The sequence below is a fragment of the Hyphomicrobium sp. D-2 genome, assembly GCF_029872155.1.
Classification (GTDB): Bacteria; Pseudomonadota; Alphaproteobacteria; order Rhizobiales; family Hyphomicrobiaceae; genus Hyphomicrobium_A.
Genome location: NZ_JARXLA010000002.1, coordinates 591,132 through 608,338, shown reverse-complemented (window position 1 = coordinate 608,338; position 17,207 = coordinate 591,132). Strand labels below are relative to the sequence as shown.

The following is a 17,207-nucleotide window of genomic DNA, read 5'->3' as shown; positions in this document are numbered from 1 at the left end:
TCGTCATGGTTTTTCTGGCTTTGCTTTGTCGGGCGTTGGCAATGTGTCGGGCTTGCTCGCCCCATTATCCGGCCCGTCATTTGACGTGTCGTCCTCCGGAATGGCCTGCGGCACCTGGGGGACGGGTGTATTCGGGAACAGCGCGGCGAACATGATCGGGAAGCCGTGCGCATCGATGTTGCGCTTGAACTCGGCCACCTGCTCCTTTGACAGCTTGTACTGGCCGAACGCCGCGCTCACCCGGCGCAGCATCGTGCCCGCAAGCATGTCCGGCGACGGCGCTTTCATCCGCTGCAGCACTTCCAGCGGCATACGTGAATAGACCAGCGAGAGGATCTGCGTTTCCAGATAGTCCTGCGCGATGCAGGCCTCGAACGCGCGCGTATAGGCCGACGACAGCCGGTGCGTGCGATAACACGCATCAATGAACGCGAATGCGCCGCTGGCGCCCTGCGTCCGCTGAATCTGTGCCAGTCGCGTTGCCGCTTCCTTGATGTTGGCAACCTGGTCCCAGTCGGGCTTCGGCGCCTCATCCTTTGCCGCTGCTTCGTCGCCGGCCTTGGCCGCGTCCGGTGCAGATGTAGCGTCACCCGCGTCCGACTTGGTCGCTTCGGTTTTTACGGTTTCAGGCTTTGCAGCTTCAGCTTCGATCTTCTTGTCTGCGGCCGCTGGCTTGTCCTGCGCAACAACCGTTGCCGGAGCGACCATCAGTCCGAAGACGACCGCAGCGCACAGGCCGGCACAGGCGCCGAGGCGCGGACGACGCAACGCCATCATCCACCACCTCGCCGCCGCCGCGCGTTCAGCCTGTTGCTCCGCTGTCTGCATTAGACAAGCACCTTGCCTTCTTCGCTGATCGCGTTGCCGACATCCTCGTCGGAAACATCTTCGCCCAGCAGCATCTCGTTATGGGCCTTGCCCGACGGGATCATCGGGAAGCAGTTGGCGAGATTGGCCACGCGGCAATCGAAGATCACCGGACCCTTCGGTGTCGATCATCGCGCTGAATGGCGTCGTCGAGATCCGCCGGATGATCGCACTGCATGCCGGTCCAGCCATAGGCTTCCGCCAGCTTCACGAAGTCCGGCAGGCTCTCCGTATAGCTGTGCGACAGGCGGTTGCCATGCAGCAGCTGCTGCCACTGGCGCACCATGCCCATGTACTGGTTGTTCAGGATGAACACCTTCACCGGCAGATCGTACTGCACCGCCGTCGAGGCATCCTGAATGTTCATCAGGATCGAAGCGTCACCTGCAATGTCGATCACCAGCGACTTGGGATGCGCAAGCTGCGCACCGATCGCCGCCGGCAGACCATAGCCCATCGTGCCCAGACCACCGGACGTCATCCAGCGGTTCGGCTCATCGAAGTGATAGAACTGCGCCGCCCACATCTGGTGCTGACCGACCTCGGTCGTGATGTAGGAATCGCGGTCCTTCGTCAGCTCGAACAGACGCTGGATCGCGTACTGCGGCATGATCACGTCGTTGGAGTTCTTGTAGCTGAGCGATTTACGCGCCCGCCACTGATCGATCTGCTTCCACCACGCCTTGTGTGCCGCCTTGTCGAGCTGCGGCGCCTTCGACTTCCAGATGCGCAGCATGTCCTCAAGCGTGTAGGCAACATCGCCGACGATCGGGATATCGACCTTCACGTTCTTGTTGATCGAAGACGGATCGATATCGATCTGGATCTTGCTGCGAGCCGGGCGAGAACGCATCGAGGCGGCCGGTGATGCGGTCGTCGAAGCGTGCGCCAACCGCCACCATCACGTCGCAGTCGTGCATGGTCATGTTGGCTTCGTAGGTGCCGTGCATGCCCAGCATACCCAGCCACTGCTTGTCGGATGCGGGATAGGCGCCGAGCCCCATCAGCGTCGACGTGATCGGGAAGCCCGTCAGGCGCACAAGTTCGCGCAGCAGCTGGCTGGCCTTCGGACCGGAATTGATGACACCGCCGCCGGTGTAGAAGATGGGACGCTTTGCCGTCGCCATCAGCTCCACCGCTTCGCGCACGCCCATCTGCTCCGGCTTCACGCGCGGCTTGTAGGTCTTGTGAGCAATGTTGGACGGACCGACGTAATTGCCGGTTGCGAACTGCACGTCCTTCGGGATGTCGATCACCACCGGACCGGGGCGCCCGGCCTTCGCGATGTAGAACGCCTCGTGCAGAATGCGCGCCAGATCGTCGACGCTCTTCACCAGCCAATTGTGCTTGGTGCACGGCCGCGTGATGCCAACGGTGTCGCATTCCTGAAACGCGTCGTTGCCGATCAGATGCGTCGGCACCTGCCCGGTGATGCACACCAGCGGAATGGAATCCATCAGCGCGTCGGTCAGGCCGGTCACGGCATTGGTCGCGCCGGGGCCGGAGGTCACAAGCGCCACGCCAACCTTGCCGGTCGAACGCGCATAGCCCTCAGCCGCGTGCAGCGCGCCGCCTTCCTGGCGCACCAGGATGTGCTTGACCTTTTCCTGCTGGAACAGCTCATCATAGATCGGCAGCACAGCGCCGCCCGGATAGCCGAAGATATGCTCCACGCCATGGTCCGCGAGCGCCGCCAAAACCATTTCCGCGCCCGTCATCGTCCGTGCCATTGCTTCTCACCTGCCCTGTGCCGCATCGGACATCCAAACCGCCTATCAGGCCGAAACAAGGCTCAGCCCTGACAGCGGCGCGCGGATGTCCATCGCGGGATCAATGCTTTGGGTGCGGAAACTAGGGAGCCGGAGCAACCGGGTCAATCGGCGTTTTGAACAAAATGCATGATTTGACCGACGGAACATTCCATTTGTTGCGCGTTGAGCCGTTTCCACGAACTCATATTACGCCGCGACCACGTGACCTGCCGTTTGGCGTATTGGCGGGTCTCGATCTTGCTGGCCTCGATCGCCGCCTCCAGGCCGATCTCTCCCGCCAGATGACGGCGGAACGGGCGCACGCCCAGCGCCCCCATCAGCGGCAACGCCGGATCGAGCCCCAGCGCGTCGAGTTGCCGGACCTCCTCAAGCGCGCCCTCGCCCACCATGCCATCGAAGCGACGGTCGATGCGGCGCACCAGCTCCTCCCGCTCCGGCGCAACCAGTAGCCGCACGGTTTCCGTCTCCGGCAGCAGAGGCTCGCCGGGCAGACGCTGCCACTCGGCCAATGAACGCCCGGTGCTGTCCAGAACCTCAAGCGCACGCACGATCCGCTGCGTGTCGCCGGGGGCCAGACGCATCGCCATTTCCGGATCCCTGCCGCCAAGCACCCCGTGCAGATGCCGCGCGCCATGTTCGGCAGCCTCGGCGCGCCAATGCGTCCGCACCTCATCATCAATCGGCGGAATGGGTGACAGTCCGTCCGTCAGCGCCTTGAAGTAGAGGCCCGTGCCGCCAACGATGACCGGCCTCAGGCCGCGCTGACGCGCCTGCTCCAGTGCGTCCGTCACATCGCTCACGTAGCGCCCTGCGGAATAGGCATCGGCGGCGGCAACGGTTCCATAAAGCGCATGCGGAACGCGCGCCTCGGCCTCAGCGTCGGGGCGCGCCGTCAGCACCCGCAGTTCGCGGTAAACCTGCATCGCATCGGCATTGATGACCATGCCGCCAAGCTCTTCGGCCAGTCGCAGCGCGAGGCCGGATTTGCCGCTGGCGGTGGGGCCTGCAATGAGAATGACAGGTGGCAAATCAGATCCTTGCATCGCGTGGGCCGAGCACTAAGCGCTGAGCGGACAACCGGTGGATGGCAGAGCGACCGTCGCACCACGCCAATGGTGGGCTAATAATGGACGGTGCTGCGCAATCCGAACACCGCTGCGTTCGGCACCGCCCTATCCAGGTCGTCCGGGAAGGCAACGTGCCCGCCTGGGTTCCAGAAATACTGGAAATCCGGTTGCAGCGTCAGCCCCGGCATGATCTCCGCCGTATAGCTGATCTCCAGCATCGCCTCAAAGCTCGGCGTCACCGGCAGCAAGGTTTCGCGCGCATAATCGATGATCTGCGAAGAAATGCCGGTGTAGGCGATGCCAATTCCCAGCATATCGTTAGGCCGCGCAGCCAGCAGTCCCGAAAACGTTACGCCTGCTTCGGCATAGAAGCTCACCATATTGCCTTCTGACGGCGAGGTGATCAAACGTCCAAAAACGCCGACGCCCTTTGGATCGCCCTTGCCCGGCACGCGATAGATCATCTGGTCCCACACCGCGTAGTAAGCGCGGTCGTGTTCCGTCATCATGCCTGGGATTGGCTCCAGGCCGATCGGCAGGCCGGCGCTACCCACCGCGCTTTCCTCGAAATTGCCGAAGTAGCGCCAAAGCCCGAATTTCACCGTGCCCGGCAATTCACCGTCGCCCTGGTTGTAGCGCACGGCCATCTCGGCAAACACCAGCGGCGTGTTGATCGGAAAACTCAGGCCATATGGATTGCACTGCTGCGGGAAATCGTAATCACAGTCGCCCGCCGGATTGCCCGAATACATCGCCAGCTTGAGACTGAGCTGTTCGTTGGGCATGAACGCCAGCCGCATGCCGGGCGAAGCCATTGGATATGCGGGGCCGCCATTTGGCAGGTTGATACCCGCGATGGACGGCCACCCCCAGCTTCCGTTCAGGAATGCGCTGGCACCCTGGCTGATCATAAACTCAGAATCGGCGGCGAGCTGCCCGAAGCGGAAAGTCAGTTTGTCGTCCAGCAACTGCTGTTCCAGCCAAAGCTCGAACAATCGCGTCGACGGCAGCGCTTCGATGAAACTCACTGGCATCAACACGCCGAGGTTGTTCGCCGTGATGCTGCGTCCGTGGATCTGATAGACGTTGGCGAAGAAGCTCAGGCCGCGCCAGCCGATCGCCTTCTCCAGATCAGCGGTTAGCGCGAATTCAAGACGGCCGTCGTAGAACGTGCCCTGCGCTATGCCACCCGTGGGGTTGCCCAGCACCTCACCGATGTAATTGACGGCGAACGTCACGCCCCTGCCCGCCAGCGCCGAACGTATGCCGGTGGGATCGCCGAACGCACGCGGAAAGTTCATTGCGATGGAGGGCTCAGGCAGTCCGGGAATACGGTCGGCTTCCTGCTCCGCCGTCTGCGCACGCGCATCCGGAGGTGCAACACACACGATCAGAATGATGAGTATTTGGGCAACAACAAACCCCATAGACGCGCGCACGCAAGGCACGCCTCCACGTTCAACGCACGCGGGGTTATCGCCAACCGCCATCCGCAGTCCTCAGGGCAACCCGCATAAAGCGGCCGATCCCACCTGCGCTTTGCCACGATTCTTTTGCGCAATTGCTGCGCGCCATCGCCAAATTGCAGCGTCATCAAATATCGGACCGCGGATTGCCCCACTTTGAAAACCTCTGTGTCCACAGGGGCACGCCGGCACACGGGAATTTGCGCCCTGTTCGGCTGCATGCACTCAGTAGTGGGCTTGTCGTGCAGCCGCGAAGCCGTTAGCCATCTAGGTAACGGGCAAGTTGCCTGTAACGGATCGTCGGCGCTGGGAACGCGGGCGGCAGGGCCAAATCCGGGGGGTGCCATGGCCGAGGAACCGATTGTTGCGCTGGTCGGGCCGTATCAGGTCGATCTGGTTGCGGGAACATCTTATTTCTACTGCCGCTGCGGACGCTCACAGCAACAGCCGTTTTGCGATGGCTCGCATAAGGGCACCAGCTTCGAGCCCATGAGCTTCACCGTCGATTATTCCGGGACATTCAATATCTGCGGTTGCAAGCAGACCGACGACGAACCTTTCTGCGACGGATCGCATCTTTTGCTTTAGAAGTTCCGGGTCTGCGGGACAATTGATGATCGGCCTGCCGGGGGGTGCATGGAATATTTCGTCCAACAATTGATCAACGGTCTCACGCTCGGATCGATCTACGGACTAATCGCCATCGGCTATACGATGGTGTTCGGCATCATCGGCATGGTCAACTTCGCCCATGGCGACGTCTTCATGATCTCCGCCTTTATCGCCCTCATCCTGCTCATGCTGCTCACGCAGTTTCTTGGCGTCACATCCATCGGCCTTGCGCTGCTGATTGTGCTGGTCGCCGGCATGTTCCTCACCGCGCTGTGGAGCTGGGTGATCGAGCGCATCGCCTATCGACCGTTAGCCGGCTCGTTCCGCCTCGCGCCGCTCATTTCCGCCATCGGCATGGCCATCTTCCTGCTGAACTTCGTGCAGGTGACGCAGGGTCCGCGCAACAAAGCCTCGCCCTCCATCCTCAATGACGTGATGACGATCCCGATGGGCAACGGCTCCGTCACAATTTCGGAGCGGCAGGCGCTGATATTCATCGTCACCGCAATTCTGCTGGTCGCGTTCTGGGCCATCGTGCAGAAAACCAAGCTGGGGCGCGCGCAGCGGGCCTGCGAGCAGGATCGGCGCATGGCCGCGCTGCTCGGCATCAATGTCGACCGCACCATATCGCTCACCTTTGTCATCGGCGGCGCGCTGGCTTCCGTCGCCGGGCTCATGTTCATGAGCTACTACGGCGTCGTCAGTTTCAGCGACGGGTTCACGCCGGGCGTCAAGGCATTCACGGCGGCGGTGCTCGGCGGCATCGGCTCGCTGCCCGGCGCTGTCATCGGCGGGTTGCTGATCGGCCTCATCGAGACCATGTGGTCGGCCTACTTCTCGATCGACTACAAAGACGTCGCCGCGTTCTCCATTCTGGCCATCGTGCTCATCTTTATGCCGTCCGGGCTGCTTGGCCGTCCGGACGTCGAGAGGGTTTAAGCCATGGACACGACGGGCGGCGGCACACCGGTTAGCGAAGGCGCGCTGCCGTCTCCGCGTTTCCCGATCGAGGACGCGCTGCGCAGCGCTGGGCTATGGGCGCTGGTCACACTTGGCCTCTGCTTTCCCATCGTCGCGTTCGAAACCCTGCAGGACTTCTCCAACCGCCTCACCATCCAGGCGCGACCGTTGCTGGTGCTGTTTGCGGTCGCTGCGGTGTTCGCCGGACGGTTCGGCTGGCTGGCGTTGCGCCACCATGGCCTGCCCCAACTTCTGCCATCAACCCGCTTTGAGCTGACACCGGAACGAAAGAAGCAACTGCCGCGCATCGGGCTTGCGGCGTTGCTCATCTTCCCGTTCTTCGCGCTCCTCCTCACGGGGCAAGGCGGCGCCGTAAAATGGATCGACAATTTCGGCGTTCAGATCCTCATCTACGTCATGCTCGCGTGGGGGCTGAACATCGTCGTTGGCCTCGCCGGACTGCTCGATCTCGGCTACGTCGCGTTCTACGCCGTTGGCGCTTACGCCTACGCGCTCATCGCGACGTACGTGATCCCCGCCACGGTGCCGGGCCTTGGCCCGTGGGCGTTCTGGATCTGCCTGCCCATCGCCGGAATTCTCGCCGCCTTCTGGGGCATTCTGCTTGGCTTCCCCGTGTTGCGGCTACGCGGCGACTATCTCGCCATCGTCACCCTGGCCTTCGGCGAGATCATTCGCCTCGTGCTCATCAACTGGGTTGAAGTCACCAACGGCAACGCCGGCATCCGCACCCCGTACATCACCTTCTTCGGCCTGCCCTTCTCCTCGCGTACCGGCGAGACCACCTTCGGCGATGTGTTCAGCCTGCCCGGCTCGCCCGCCGTGCACCGCTCCATGTTCCTGTACTATACGATCCTCGCCCTCGCGCTGCTGGTCGCCGTAGCCACGCAGCGCCTGCGACGCCTCCCCATCGGCCGCGCCTGGGAGGCAATGCGCGAGGATGAAATCGCCTGCCGCTCGCTCGGCATCAACACCGTCAACACCAAGCTCACCGCGTTCGCCATCGGCGCCATGTTCGGCGGCCTCGCCGGTGCCTTCTTTGGCGCGCGCCAGGGCTTCGTGAATCCGCGTTCGTTCGAGTTCATGGAATCGGCCACCATTCTGGCCATCGTCGTGCTGGGCGGAATGGGCTCGCTGGTCGGCGTCGCCATCGCCGCCATTGCCGTCATCGGTGGCATCGAACTGCTGCGCGAGTTGTCCTTCCTCAAGCAGATCTTCGGGCCCGAGTTCGATCCAGGCCAATACCGCATGCTCATCTTCGGCCTCGCCATGGTGCTGATGATGATCTGGCGCCCGCGCGGACTTGTCGGCGCACGACAACCAACCATGCCGCTGGACGGCAACGCCAAGGCTATATCCTCCTCGCACGTCAAGGAGGGCCACGGCTGATGCGCTGGGTCCGCGATCCCCTGCTCGTGGTCGAAGGGCTGACGATGCGCTTCGGCGGCCTCACCGCCGTGCGCGATCTGTCGTTCTCGGTCGGTCGCGGAGACATCACCGCCCTCATCGGCCCCAACGGCGCCGGCAAGACCACCGTCTTCAACTGCATCACCGGCTTTTACAAACCCACCAGCGGCCTGATGGCGCTTTCAACCGGCGGCCCCGTACGCCTCGACGAAGTGGCTGCATTGGCCTCAACCGGCCATCGCTACAAATGCGTCGACGATCAGATCGGCGCCGATGGCGTGTTCCTGCTTGAGCGCATGCCCGACTTTGAAATCGCCCGCCGGGCCCGGGTTGCGCGCACATTCCAGAACATCCGCCTGTTCTCCGGCATGACGGTGCTGGAAAATCTCATCGTTGCCCAGCACACGCCCCTGATGCGCGCGTCAGGCTGGACAATCAAAGGCCTGTTCGGCGCGCCGCAGTATCGCGAAGCCGAAGCCGCCGCCATGAAGCGCGCGCGCTACTGGCTGGAGCACATCGAGCTAACCCACCGCGCCGACGATGCCGCCGGTTCGCTGCCCTACGGCGATCAGCGCCGGCTGGAAATCGCCCGCGCCATGTGCACCGATCCGGTGCTGCTGTGTCTGGATGAACCCGCCGCCGGTCTCAACCCGCGCGAAAGCCTGGAGCTGAACACGCTGCTGCGCACCATCCGCGACCACCACGCCACGTCCATCCTGCTCATCGAACACGACATGTCGGTGGTGATGGAAATATCCGACCACGTTGTTGTGCTCGAATACGGCCTGCGCATTTCCGATGGCACCCCGGAAAGCGTGCGCAACGACCCCAAGGTCATCGCCGCCTATCTCGGCGTCGACGATGACGAAGTCGCGCAGGTTGAAGCGGAGGTCGGCCTGTGAACCAGCCCTCCCAGCCGCTGCTTTCATTGCAAGGCATCAGCGCCTCATACGGCAGCATCACCGCCTTGCATAACGTCAGCCTTGATGTACCTGCGGGTCAGATCGTGACGCTGATCGGTGCCAACGGCGCCGGTAAGTCCACGTTGATGATGACCATCTTCGGCATGCCGCGTGCACACGCCGGACGCATCGTGTTCGACGGTCAGGACATCTCCGCGCTGCCCACCCACCAGATCGCGCGTCTCGGCCTTGCTCAGTCGCCTGAGGGTCGTCGCATCTTCGGCCGCATGACGGTTGAAGAAAACCTGCGCATGGGCGCCGAGTTCGCCGGACACCGCGAGTTCGAGCGCGACCTGCAGCATATGACGACCATCTTTCCTCGGCTGAAAGAGCGCCTGCATCAGCGCGGCGGCACACTTTCCGGCGGTGAACAGCAGATGCTGGCGATTGCCCGCGCGCTGATGAGCCGTCCGAAACTGCTGTTGCTGGACGAGCCTTCGCTCGGGCTGGCGCCGCTGATCGTCAAACAGATCTTCCGCGTCATCGCTGATCTAAACGCGCGTGAAGGCTTGACGGTGTTCCTCGTTGAACAGAACGCATTCCATGCGCTGCGGCTGGCCCATCGCGCGTATGTGATGGTCAATGGCGTCATCACCATGTCAGGCTCAGGTCAGGAGTTGCTCTCCAGTCCTGAGGTCCGCGCAGCCTATCTTGAGGGCGGGCGCCATCACGATGCAGCGGCAGCGCAGCTGGAAATCAGCCAGCAGGGCGAGGTGCCATGACCGTCTATGAAACCGGCGACAACGGCCTCTGGATCTTTCTGCTCATCACTGTGTTGATAGGTGGGGCAGCGGCGCGGGCGGCCGGATCAGCCATTGCATCAACATGGCGGCCCACCTGGCAGATCTTCACTTCGGCCCTGCTGCTTACATTCGCCGTTCGCTTCCTGCACTATGCCTTGTTCCATGAGGTGCTGTTCTCATGGCGCAATTTCATCATCGATTACATCGTGGTCGTCACCGCATGCCTGTGGGGTTTCCGCATGACGCGCGTGCGCCAGATGGTCGAGCAGTATCCTTGGGCCTATGAACGCGCGGGGCTGCTCTGGTGGCGCCGCCGAACCGACGAGCCCGCTGAAAACACCGCCGCGCCGCAAGGCTGACTCAACCCCAAGGATGACATTTGCCCGGTTTCGGTTGAACATACGCCATCAAATCAAAGATGTGCCGCGACACTGAAACGGCCAGATTATTTCGCAATTCACCCTTTGAAACATTTTAAGCCCCGGTCCACCCCGAGAGGAGCTCATGAAATCAACAGCAACCCTTGCCGCCTTGGCGCTTGCTTTAGCCACCCTGCTCACCGGCTGTGGCGGTGACGACGACAAACTCAAGATCGGCGTGGCTGGCCCGATGACCGGCACGGACGCTGCCTTCGGCGCCCAGTTGAAAAACGGTGTCGAGCAGGCGGTGGCGGATATCAATGCTGCTGGCGGCATCGCTGGCAAACAGCTCGAGCTCGTCGTCGGCGACGATGCCGCCGATCCGCGCCAGGGTGTTTCCGTCGCCAATAACTTCCTGGGCGAAGGCGTGAATTTCGTCGTCGGTCACTTCAACTCCGGCGTCACGATGCCGGCATCGGAAGTCTACGTCGACAACGGCATCCTGATGATCACGCCCGCGTCTACCAACCCTTCCATCACCGAGCGCAAACTCTGGAACGTGTTCCGCACCTGCGGCCGTGACGATCAGCAGGGTGCCGTTGCCGGGCAGCACATCGCCACGCACTTCAAGGACAAGAAAATCGCCATCATCCACGACAAGACCACCTACGGACGTGGTCTCGCCGACCAGACCAAAAAGGCCATGAACGATCTCGGCGTCACCGAAACCGTCTATGAAGGCGTCGGCGCGGGCGAGAAGGACTTCACCGCCCTCGTCTCCAAGCTGAAGAACGCTGAGATCGATGTGCTCTACTGGGGCGGCGTACACACGGCGGGCGGCCTCATCCTGCGCCAGATGCGCGATCAGGGCCTCCAGGCCGTGTTCATGTCCGGTGACGGCATCGCCAGCGACGAGTTTGCAGCCATCGCTGGTCCCGGCGCGGAAGGCACGCTGATGACCTTCGGCCCCGACCCGCAGAAGCGCCCCGAGGCCAAGGAAATCATTTCAAGGTTCGAGGCGCGCGAATACAAGCCCGAGGCCTACACGCTTTACAGCTACGCCGCCGTGCAGATTCTGAAGCAGGCCATCGAAGCCACCCAGTCGACCGATCCCAAGACTGTCGCGGCCTATATGCGCACCGGCGTGCTGTTCAACACCGTGATCGGCGACATTGCCTTCGACGAAAAGGGTGACATCAAGCAGGTGGCCTACGTCATGTACACTTGGACCAAGCAGCCCGACGGCCGCATCACCTACGTCCAGAACGAATAACTGCATTTCAGTTGGCGCTGGCGACTGCGCTCCGCGCAGCTGGTCGCCAGCGCTGATTGGTGCGCGCTGCCCCTTCGCTCCCTCCACGTCGTCCCCGACAACGGTCGGAAGGTGGTCTTACGGTTGAAGTCAATCCACCCCCCATCGTGGCAATGCATGGTTCGGGAGCAGGCCACATCGATCAGCAGAACACAGCGGCGGGAGCAATCCCGCCGTTTGTTTTTGTGGCGCAGGGGATTTTTGTGGCGCTCTGCGACACCGCCGCGCGCCCCCCCCGCCGAGCGCGTCGGGACCACTCGATCGCGGGCCGTTCCAGGCGGCATTTCCTGCCGCGCTTATAGCGTTCGACGATCCGCTCAGCGGAGCACGCCGCCAACCGCGTGGTGCGAACTACACCCCCGTCAACTGTTGATGGACACGACAAAGCCGTCATGCGCGGCGCATGCCTCTCCGCAACGTCATCCCGACGCAGGTCGGGATCCACGCCAGTTTTTCTGTTGCACCGGCGATTCCCCTTCGGGGGGCCGGCCCACCGGTGCGTAATGCGAACTGAACCCCCGTCAACTTTTGCTGGAAACGCAAAAGTCGATACGTGCCGGCGCATGCCTCCTGGCAACGTTCCCTTCCCTTCTCGCATCAGCCGACTACATTATCGGCACATTGGCCTGCCACTGTGCGCCGCCTCGGTTGCCGCAGCCGAAAAGCCCGCTGCAATCGAGACCAAAGCCGCGTACTCAGCACATCGTGCCTGCATCCTGGCCCACCACCTGACGTCCGTACCGCACGCACCCGCGCCGCCAACGACCGCAACACCGCTCCCGGAGCCCGCTGAAATGAAAGCCTGGATCGTTCTGCTACTGCTCGTTGCCGTCGGCGGCTATCTCTTTACCCGCGACGGCGGCGGCATGCTGACCGAGCTCGGCACCGGCGAGATCATCTCGCTCGCTGTCGGCGTGCTGCTGGTGCTGTTCTATCTCTACGGCCTATTCGGCGAGGATCGCACGCGGCCCATGCAGGCGCTGCGCTACGTCATCGCGTGGCTCGCCATTGGCTTCGGCTTCATCGCCGCCTACTCCTACCGCGAGGAGGTGATGACCGTCGTCAACCGCGTCGGCGAAGAGCTTGTACCCTCCGGCCAGGTTGTATCGGTCGAAACCACCGACGAGGGTGAGCGCGCCGTCCGCGTCCGTCGCCGCCTCGATGGCCATTTCGCCGTACGCGCCAGCGTTAACGGTCAATCGATGCCGCTGATGGTCGACACCGGTGCCTCCTCCGTGGTGTTGAAGCCCGCTGACGCCGCCCGCGCCGGCATAGATCTGGGCGCGCTGTCCTATACGGTGCCGGTCAACACCGCCAATGGCATGACCTACGCCGCCTCCGCCCGCATCCGCTCCCTCGCCATCGGCCCACTCGTCGTCCACAACGTCGAGGCCCTCGTCGCCAAACCCGGAAGTGTTAACGAGAACTTGCTCGGTATGAGTTTTTTAAGGCGTTTGCGATCCTATGAATTCGCCAAAGATTATTTGACGCTAAGGGGCTGACGGCGGCGAAGGATGCGCTCCCATCACTGGGGGCGTTCCGGGCAATCCCGCCAAGCTCGTCAACATCTGAGAACCATGGCTTTGACGTCAGGCACCAGGCAACTCCTCCGTGAAGTGTTGAGTTGGGGCGTTGTCGCGGTCATCGCGATCGCCGCCCTCACCCATTTCGAGAATCTCAAAGTCGGCGCCGAGCGTATGCTGGGGCTGCCGACACCGGCTGACGTTGCGCAGGCGCGCCAGCAGGCCGCCGACAGCAACGCACCGCGCCAGAATGCAACGGCTGCTGCCGCACAGCAGCCCACCGCAAGCGGCACCGTCGTTGAACTGGCAGCGCAGGACAACGGCCACTTCAATACCCACGCCGAGATCAACGGCCGCCCGGTCGAGGTCATGGTCGACACCGGCGCCACCATGGTCGCCCTTTCCTATGAGGACGCCGAGCGCGCCGGCCTCTATCTGCGCGATCAGGATTTCACCCGCTCCGTGCATACCGCCAACGGCGTCGCCCGCGTCGCCCCCGTCACGCTGGATCGCGTCTCCATCGGCGGCATCACCGTGCGCAACGTGCCCGCCGCCGTCACCGAACCCGGCCGCCTCAAAACCTCCCTGCTCGGCATGAGCTTCCTGTCGCGCCTGTCCCGCTTCGACATGCGCCAGGGCCGCCTTGTCCTGCAGGAGTAAAGCCCGACACCTTGCACCAAGCGCCAGGTTGCTGAGACCGCCGTGCCGCTATCACATGCTCCACCGTGTCGCAGTCTGTTGATCAACTTTATTCCACGGGCGGCGTTTACTCATCCGGCCGGATATTTTCACGAAGGACCATTCATGCTGCCCAAGCCGCGCGCCGACCTGAAGCCCAACACCGCCGATTTCGAACGCATCCCGCTGGTAAAGCCCACCGGCTTCCGCGAATACGATGCGCGCTGGCTGTTCCCGCAGGAAATCAACCTGCTCGGCCTCACCGCCGTCGGCCTGGGCATGGCAACGCTGTTCGAAGAGCGCGGTGTGCCTAAGCGCATCGTCACCGGACACGACTACCGCTCCTATTCCGCATCGGTGAAGCAGGCGCTCATCAACGGTCTGCTGGCTGGCGGCTGCGAAGTGCACGACATCGGCCTCGCGCTTTCGCCGATGGCCTACTTCGCGCAGTTCGATCTCGACGTCGAAGGCGTGGCCATGGTCACCGCCTCGCACAACGACAACGGCTGGACCGGCATCAAGATGGGCCTCAATCGGCCACTCACCTTCGGCCCCGATGAAATGAGCCGGCTGAAGGAAATCGTGCTGTCAGGCGCTTCCAAACCCGCAGCCGGCGGCCGCCTTATCTTCGTTCCCGACATGGCCGAGCGCTACATGCGCGCGCTGGCCGATCGTCCGAAGCTCAAGCGCAAGCTGAAGGTCGTCGCCGCATGCGGCAACGGCACAGCAGGCGCATTCGCACCGCAGGTGCTCGAAGCGATCGGCTGCGAAGTCGAGCCGCTCGATACCGAGCTCGATTACACGTTCCCGCGCTATAATCCGAACCCTGAGGATATGGGCATGCTGCACGCCATCGCCGAGGCGGTGGTGCAGCACAAGGCCGATGTCGGTTTCGGCTTCGACGGCGACGGCGACCGTTGCGGCGTCGTCGATAACGAAGGCAACGAAATCTTCGCCGACACCGTTGGCGTCATGCTCGCGCGCGATATCTCGGCCCAGCACAAGGATGCTGTGTTCGTTGCCGACGTAAAATCAACCGGCCTCTTCATGACCGATCCGGTACTGATCGAGAACGGCGCCAAAACGCTCTACTGGAAAACCGGCCACTCCTACATGAAGCGCTACACCTTCGAGCAGAAGGCGCTGGTCGGTTTTGAAAAGAGCGGTCACTTCTTCTTCCAGCCGCCGCTCGGCCGTGGCTACGATGACGGTCTCGTCGCCGCGCTCGCCGTTTGCGACATGCTGCAGCGAGCGCCCGATAAAACGATGGCCGACCTGCGCCGCGCGCTGCCGAAAACCTATCAGTCGCCGACCATGTCGCCCCACTGCGACGACGAGAAAAAGTATGGCGTCGTCGATCGCGTCGTCGCGCATTATCAGAAATTAGCAGCGGATGGCGGCACCGTTGCCGGTCAGAAGATCTGCGATCTCGTCACCGTCAACGGCGTGCGCGTCACGCTCGAAGATGGCACCTGGGGTCTGGTGCGTGCGTCATCTAACAAGCCGGAGCTGGTCGTCGTCGTCGAAAGCCCGGTGTCGGAGGCCAACATGAAGGCTATCTTCGCCGACATCGACGGCCTGCTCTCGCAACAGCCCGAAGTCGGCGAGTACAATCAGAAAATCGAAGTTTAGTTTTTGCCTGGCGCTGGCGACTGCGCTCTGCGCAGCCGGCCGCCAGCGCCGAATACAAACTTCGCGCCGGCGAAAAATTTCTACGCACTCGGCGGCCGCCGCCCGGACAGGAAATCACTCGTGCGAAAGAAATAAAAACGTCATCCCGGCGCTAGGCCGGGATCCACGCAAGTTTCCCCCAGCACGCGCTATAAATTCTGCCGCGCCCGATCAGCCGGGCCTTCGGCAATTGCGCCGGTCAACGGATCAAAGAGGTTCACCCACTCAGGGTTCATGCTTTCGATCAGCCGAACCTTCCACGCGCGGCGCCACGCCTTCAACTGCTTCTCGCGCCGGATCGCCATTTCCATGTCGTCGTGGTGTTCGTGATAGACCAATAATTTTACGCCATAGCGCTTCGTGAAACCTGCGATCACGCCCTGGCTGTGCTCCTCCATGCGACCGTGAAGGGCACTCGTCACGCCGATGTACAGCACCCCATCGCGTTTGCTGGCGAGAATGTAGACGCACGGATCTTTCGGCTCATACAGGCGAGGCATGCTCCGATCATCTCTGGACGGACATCCTTCTGCAACCGCTCAAACGCTTAAGCTGGCGTGGATCCCGACCGATGTCGGGATGACGGTGTGCGGAGGCCACTGCCGGGCTATTGCCCCAGCTTGAGTTGCAGACCTGGATGCCTCCCAATGGAAGCTGAGGCAGAGGCACTGTTGTCGGTCTTCTTTATGGCCCAAGCGGCCTAGCGGCTTTGACAATGAACTCTGCGAACCGCACCTCTCATCCCGTTGCAGTCCGACGTATCATTGCTAAATCGCCCCCACTCCTCCGTCATCCCGGCGAATATTTCTTGCGCACTCGGCGGCCGGCTCCCCGAAGGGGAGTCGCCGAGTGCCAGAAAAAGGCCGGGATCCACGCAAGTTTCCCCATGCCCGCGCCATCAATTCTGCCGTGCCCTGACCTATGGCCAGCCTTGCGTTGGCCCACCAATCAGCGCTCACAACACCAAATCAACAATGAAGCGCAGCGCGATCGTTGCCAGGAACGCGGCGAACGCCAGCTCCAGCGTGCGGCGCGGAATGCGATGCGCCATGCGCACACCCAGCGGCGCCGCCAGTACGCTTACCGGTGCAACGATCGCCATCGCCAGCAGGTTGACATAACCGATCGAGCCCCACGGCAAACCTTCCGCACCCCAACCCGCCCACGCGTATCCGATCACGCCGGGGAACGCGATCAGCGGCCCCACGCCGGCAGCTGTTGAAACCGCCTGCAGGATCGGTTTGCCGAACAGCGTCAGCAGCGGCACGACGAACGATGCACCACCGATACTCATCAGTGTCGAGATGAGACCGACGCCGAACCCGCCAGCCTGCGGCCACGGCGTTGGCGGCAGGTGATCGGAAATGCGCCAGCTCTCACGGCCGAACGCCATTTTGAACGCAATGACGCTGGCGGAAATCGCCCACACCCACTTCAACACTTCGGCGCTGGAATTCTTCGCGGCGACCGCTCCGATCATCACGCCCAGCACAACAAACGGCGCCACCCGTTTCAGCAGCGCCATATCAACCGAGCCGCGCGCCCGGTGCCCCGCGAACGATTTCAGCGACGTCGGCAGGATGATCGCAAGGCATGTGCCCAACACCACGTGCATGCGCACGGCGGGATCGACATCGAGAGCGCGGAACACTTCATACAGCACCGGCACCAGCACACCACCGCCGCCGATACCAAGCAGACCGGCTAGAAAACCGGCCACCAGTCCGCCCGCCAGCAGCGCCACAACGAGCATGACAAGATCGCCATTGGCCAACCCCAGTTCCATGCGC

Annotated in this window: 15 protein-coding genes and 1 pseudogene; 10 read left to right on the top strand and 6 right to left on the bottom strand. The window is 62.6% G+C overall.

What is annotated here, in order from left to right; genetic code table 11:
• Positions 1-3: 3 nt before the first annotated feature.
• The 4 genes and pseudogenes from QEZ49_RS04670 to QEZ49_RS04655 form a co-directional block, all read right to left on the bottom strand.
• Positions 4-828, bottom strand: coding sequence for a hypothetical protein (locus QEZ49_RS04670; RefSeq protein ID WP_280384662.1), 825 nt, complete (start codon positions 826-828; stop codon positions 4-6).
• A pseudogene (locus tag QEZ49_RS04665) lies at positions 828-2,597 on the bottom strand (acetolactate synthase 3 large subunit). The gene QEZ49_RS04670 and the pseudogene QEZ49_RS04665 overlap by 1 nt, the downstream one beginning before the upstream one ends.
• A gap of 143 nt (positions 2,598-2,740) precedes the next feature.
• A complete protein-coding gene (gene miaA / locus QEZ49_RS04660; RefSeq protein WP_280384660.1) occupies positions 2,741-3,667 on the bottom strand; it encodes a tRNA (adenosine(37)-N6)-dimethylallyltransferase MiaA in 927 nt (308 codons plus the stop codon).
• A gap of 92 nt (positions 3,668-3,759) precedes the next feature.
• A complete protein-coding gene (locus QEZ49_RS04655) occupies positions 3,760-5,145 on the bottom strand; it encodes a carbohydrate porin (RefSeq protein WP_280384658.1) in 1,386 nt (461 codons plus the stop codon).
• A gap of 372 nt (positions 5,146-5,517) precedes the next feature.
• On the opposite strand from QEZ49_RS04655, the gene QEZ49_RS04650 reads away from it, so the two are divergent.
• From QEZ49_RS04650 to QEZ49_RS04605, 10 genes are all read left to right on the top strand, one after another.
• A complete protein-coding gene (locus tag QEZ49_RS04650) occupies positions 5,518-5,760 on the top strand; it encodes a CDGSH iron-sulfur domain-containing protein (RefSeq protein ID WP_280384656.1) in 243 nt (80 codons plus the stop codon).
• A 48-nt stretch (positions 5,761-5,808) separates the two neighbouring features.
• Positions 5,809-6,723: a branched-chain amino acid ABC transporter permease LivH gene (locus QEZ49_RS04645; protein ID WP_280384654.1), complete on the top strand. Its 915-nt coding sequence runs from the start codon at positions 5,809-5,811 to the stop codon at positions 6,721-6,723.
• 45 nt (positions 6,724-6,768) lie between these two features.
• Positions 6,769-8,151, top strand: coding sequence for a high-affinity branched-chain amino acid ABC transporter permease LivM (gene livM / locus QEZ49_RS04640; RefSeq protein ID WP_280385079.1), 1,383 nt, complete (start codon positions 6,769-6,771; stop codon positions 8,149-8,151).
• Positions 8,151-9,071, top strand: a complete 921-nt coding sequence (locus QEZ49_RS04635) for an ABC transporter ATP-binding protein (RefSeq protein WP_280384652.1) — start codon at positions 8,151-8,153, stop codon at positions 9,069-9,071. Before livM ends, QEZ49_RS04635 begins: the two co-directional genes overlap by 1 nt.
• Entirely contained in the window at positions 9,068-9,853 is a 786-nt protein-coding gene (locus QEZ49_RS04630; RefSeq protein WP_280384650.1) for an ABC transporter ATP-binding protein, read from the top strand. The genes QEZ49_RS04635 and QEZ49_RS04630 overlap by 4 nt, the downstream gene beginning before the upstream one ends.
• Positions 9,850-10,233: a DUF6867 family protein gene (locus QEZ49_RS04625; protein WP_280384648.1), complete on the top strand. Its 384-nt coding sequence runs from the start codon at positions 9,850-9,852 to the stop codon at positions 10,231-10,233. Before QEZ49_RS04630 ends, QEZ49_RS04625 begins: the two co-directional genes overlap by 4 nt.
• Positions 10,234-10,378: 145 nt before the next feature.
• Entirely contained in the window at positions 10,379-11,506 is a 1,128-nt protein-coding gene (locus tag QEZ49_RS04620; RefSeq protein WP_280384646.1) for a branched-chain amino acid ABC transporter substrate-binding protein, read from the top strand.
• A gap of 833 nt (positions 11,507-12,339) precedes the next feature.
• Entirely contained in the window at positions 12,340-13,047 is a 708-nt protein-coding gene (locus QEZ49_RS04615; RefSeq protein ID WP_280384644.1) for a TIGR02281 family clan AA aspartic protease, read from the top strand.
• Between the two features lie 75 nt (positions 13,048-13,122).
• Positions 13,123-13,728: a TIGR02281 family clan AA aspartic protease gene (locus QEZ49_RS04610; RefSeq protein ID WP_280384642.1), complete on the top strand. Its 606-nt coding sequence runs from the start codon at positions 13,123-13,125 to the stop codon at positions 13,726-13,728.
• 144 nt (positions 13,729-13,872) lie between these two features.
• Positions 13,873-15,378 carry a phosphomannomutase/phosphoglucomutase gene (locus QEZ49_RS04605; protein WP_280384639.1) on the top strand — a complete coding sequence of 502 codons (1,506 nt, stop codon included), beginning with the start codon at positions 13,873-13,875 and terminating at the stop codon, positions 15,376-15,378.
• A 188-nt stretch (positions 15,379-15,566) separates the two neighbouring features.
• Here the strand turns inward: QEZ49_RS04605 and QEZ49_RS04600 are convergent, their stop codons facing one another.
• Together QEZ49_RS04600 and QEZ49_RS04595 are read right to left on the bottom strand one after the other, a co-directional pair.
• Entirely contained in the window at positions 15,567-15,917 is a 351-nt protein-coding gene (locus QEZ49_RS04600) for a GIY-YIG nuclease family protein (RefSeq protein WP_280384638.1), read from the bottom strand.
• Positions 15,918-16,372: 455 nt separating this feature from the next.
• On the bottom strand, positions 16,373-17,203 hold the full coding sequence (locus tag QEZ49_RS04595) for a sulfite exporter TauE/SafE family protein (RefSeq protein WP_280384636.1): 831 nt from the start codon (positions 17,201-17,203) through the stop codon (positions 16,373-16,375).
• Positions 17,204-17,207 lie beyond the last annotated feature (4 nt).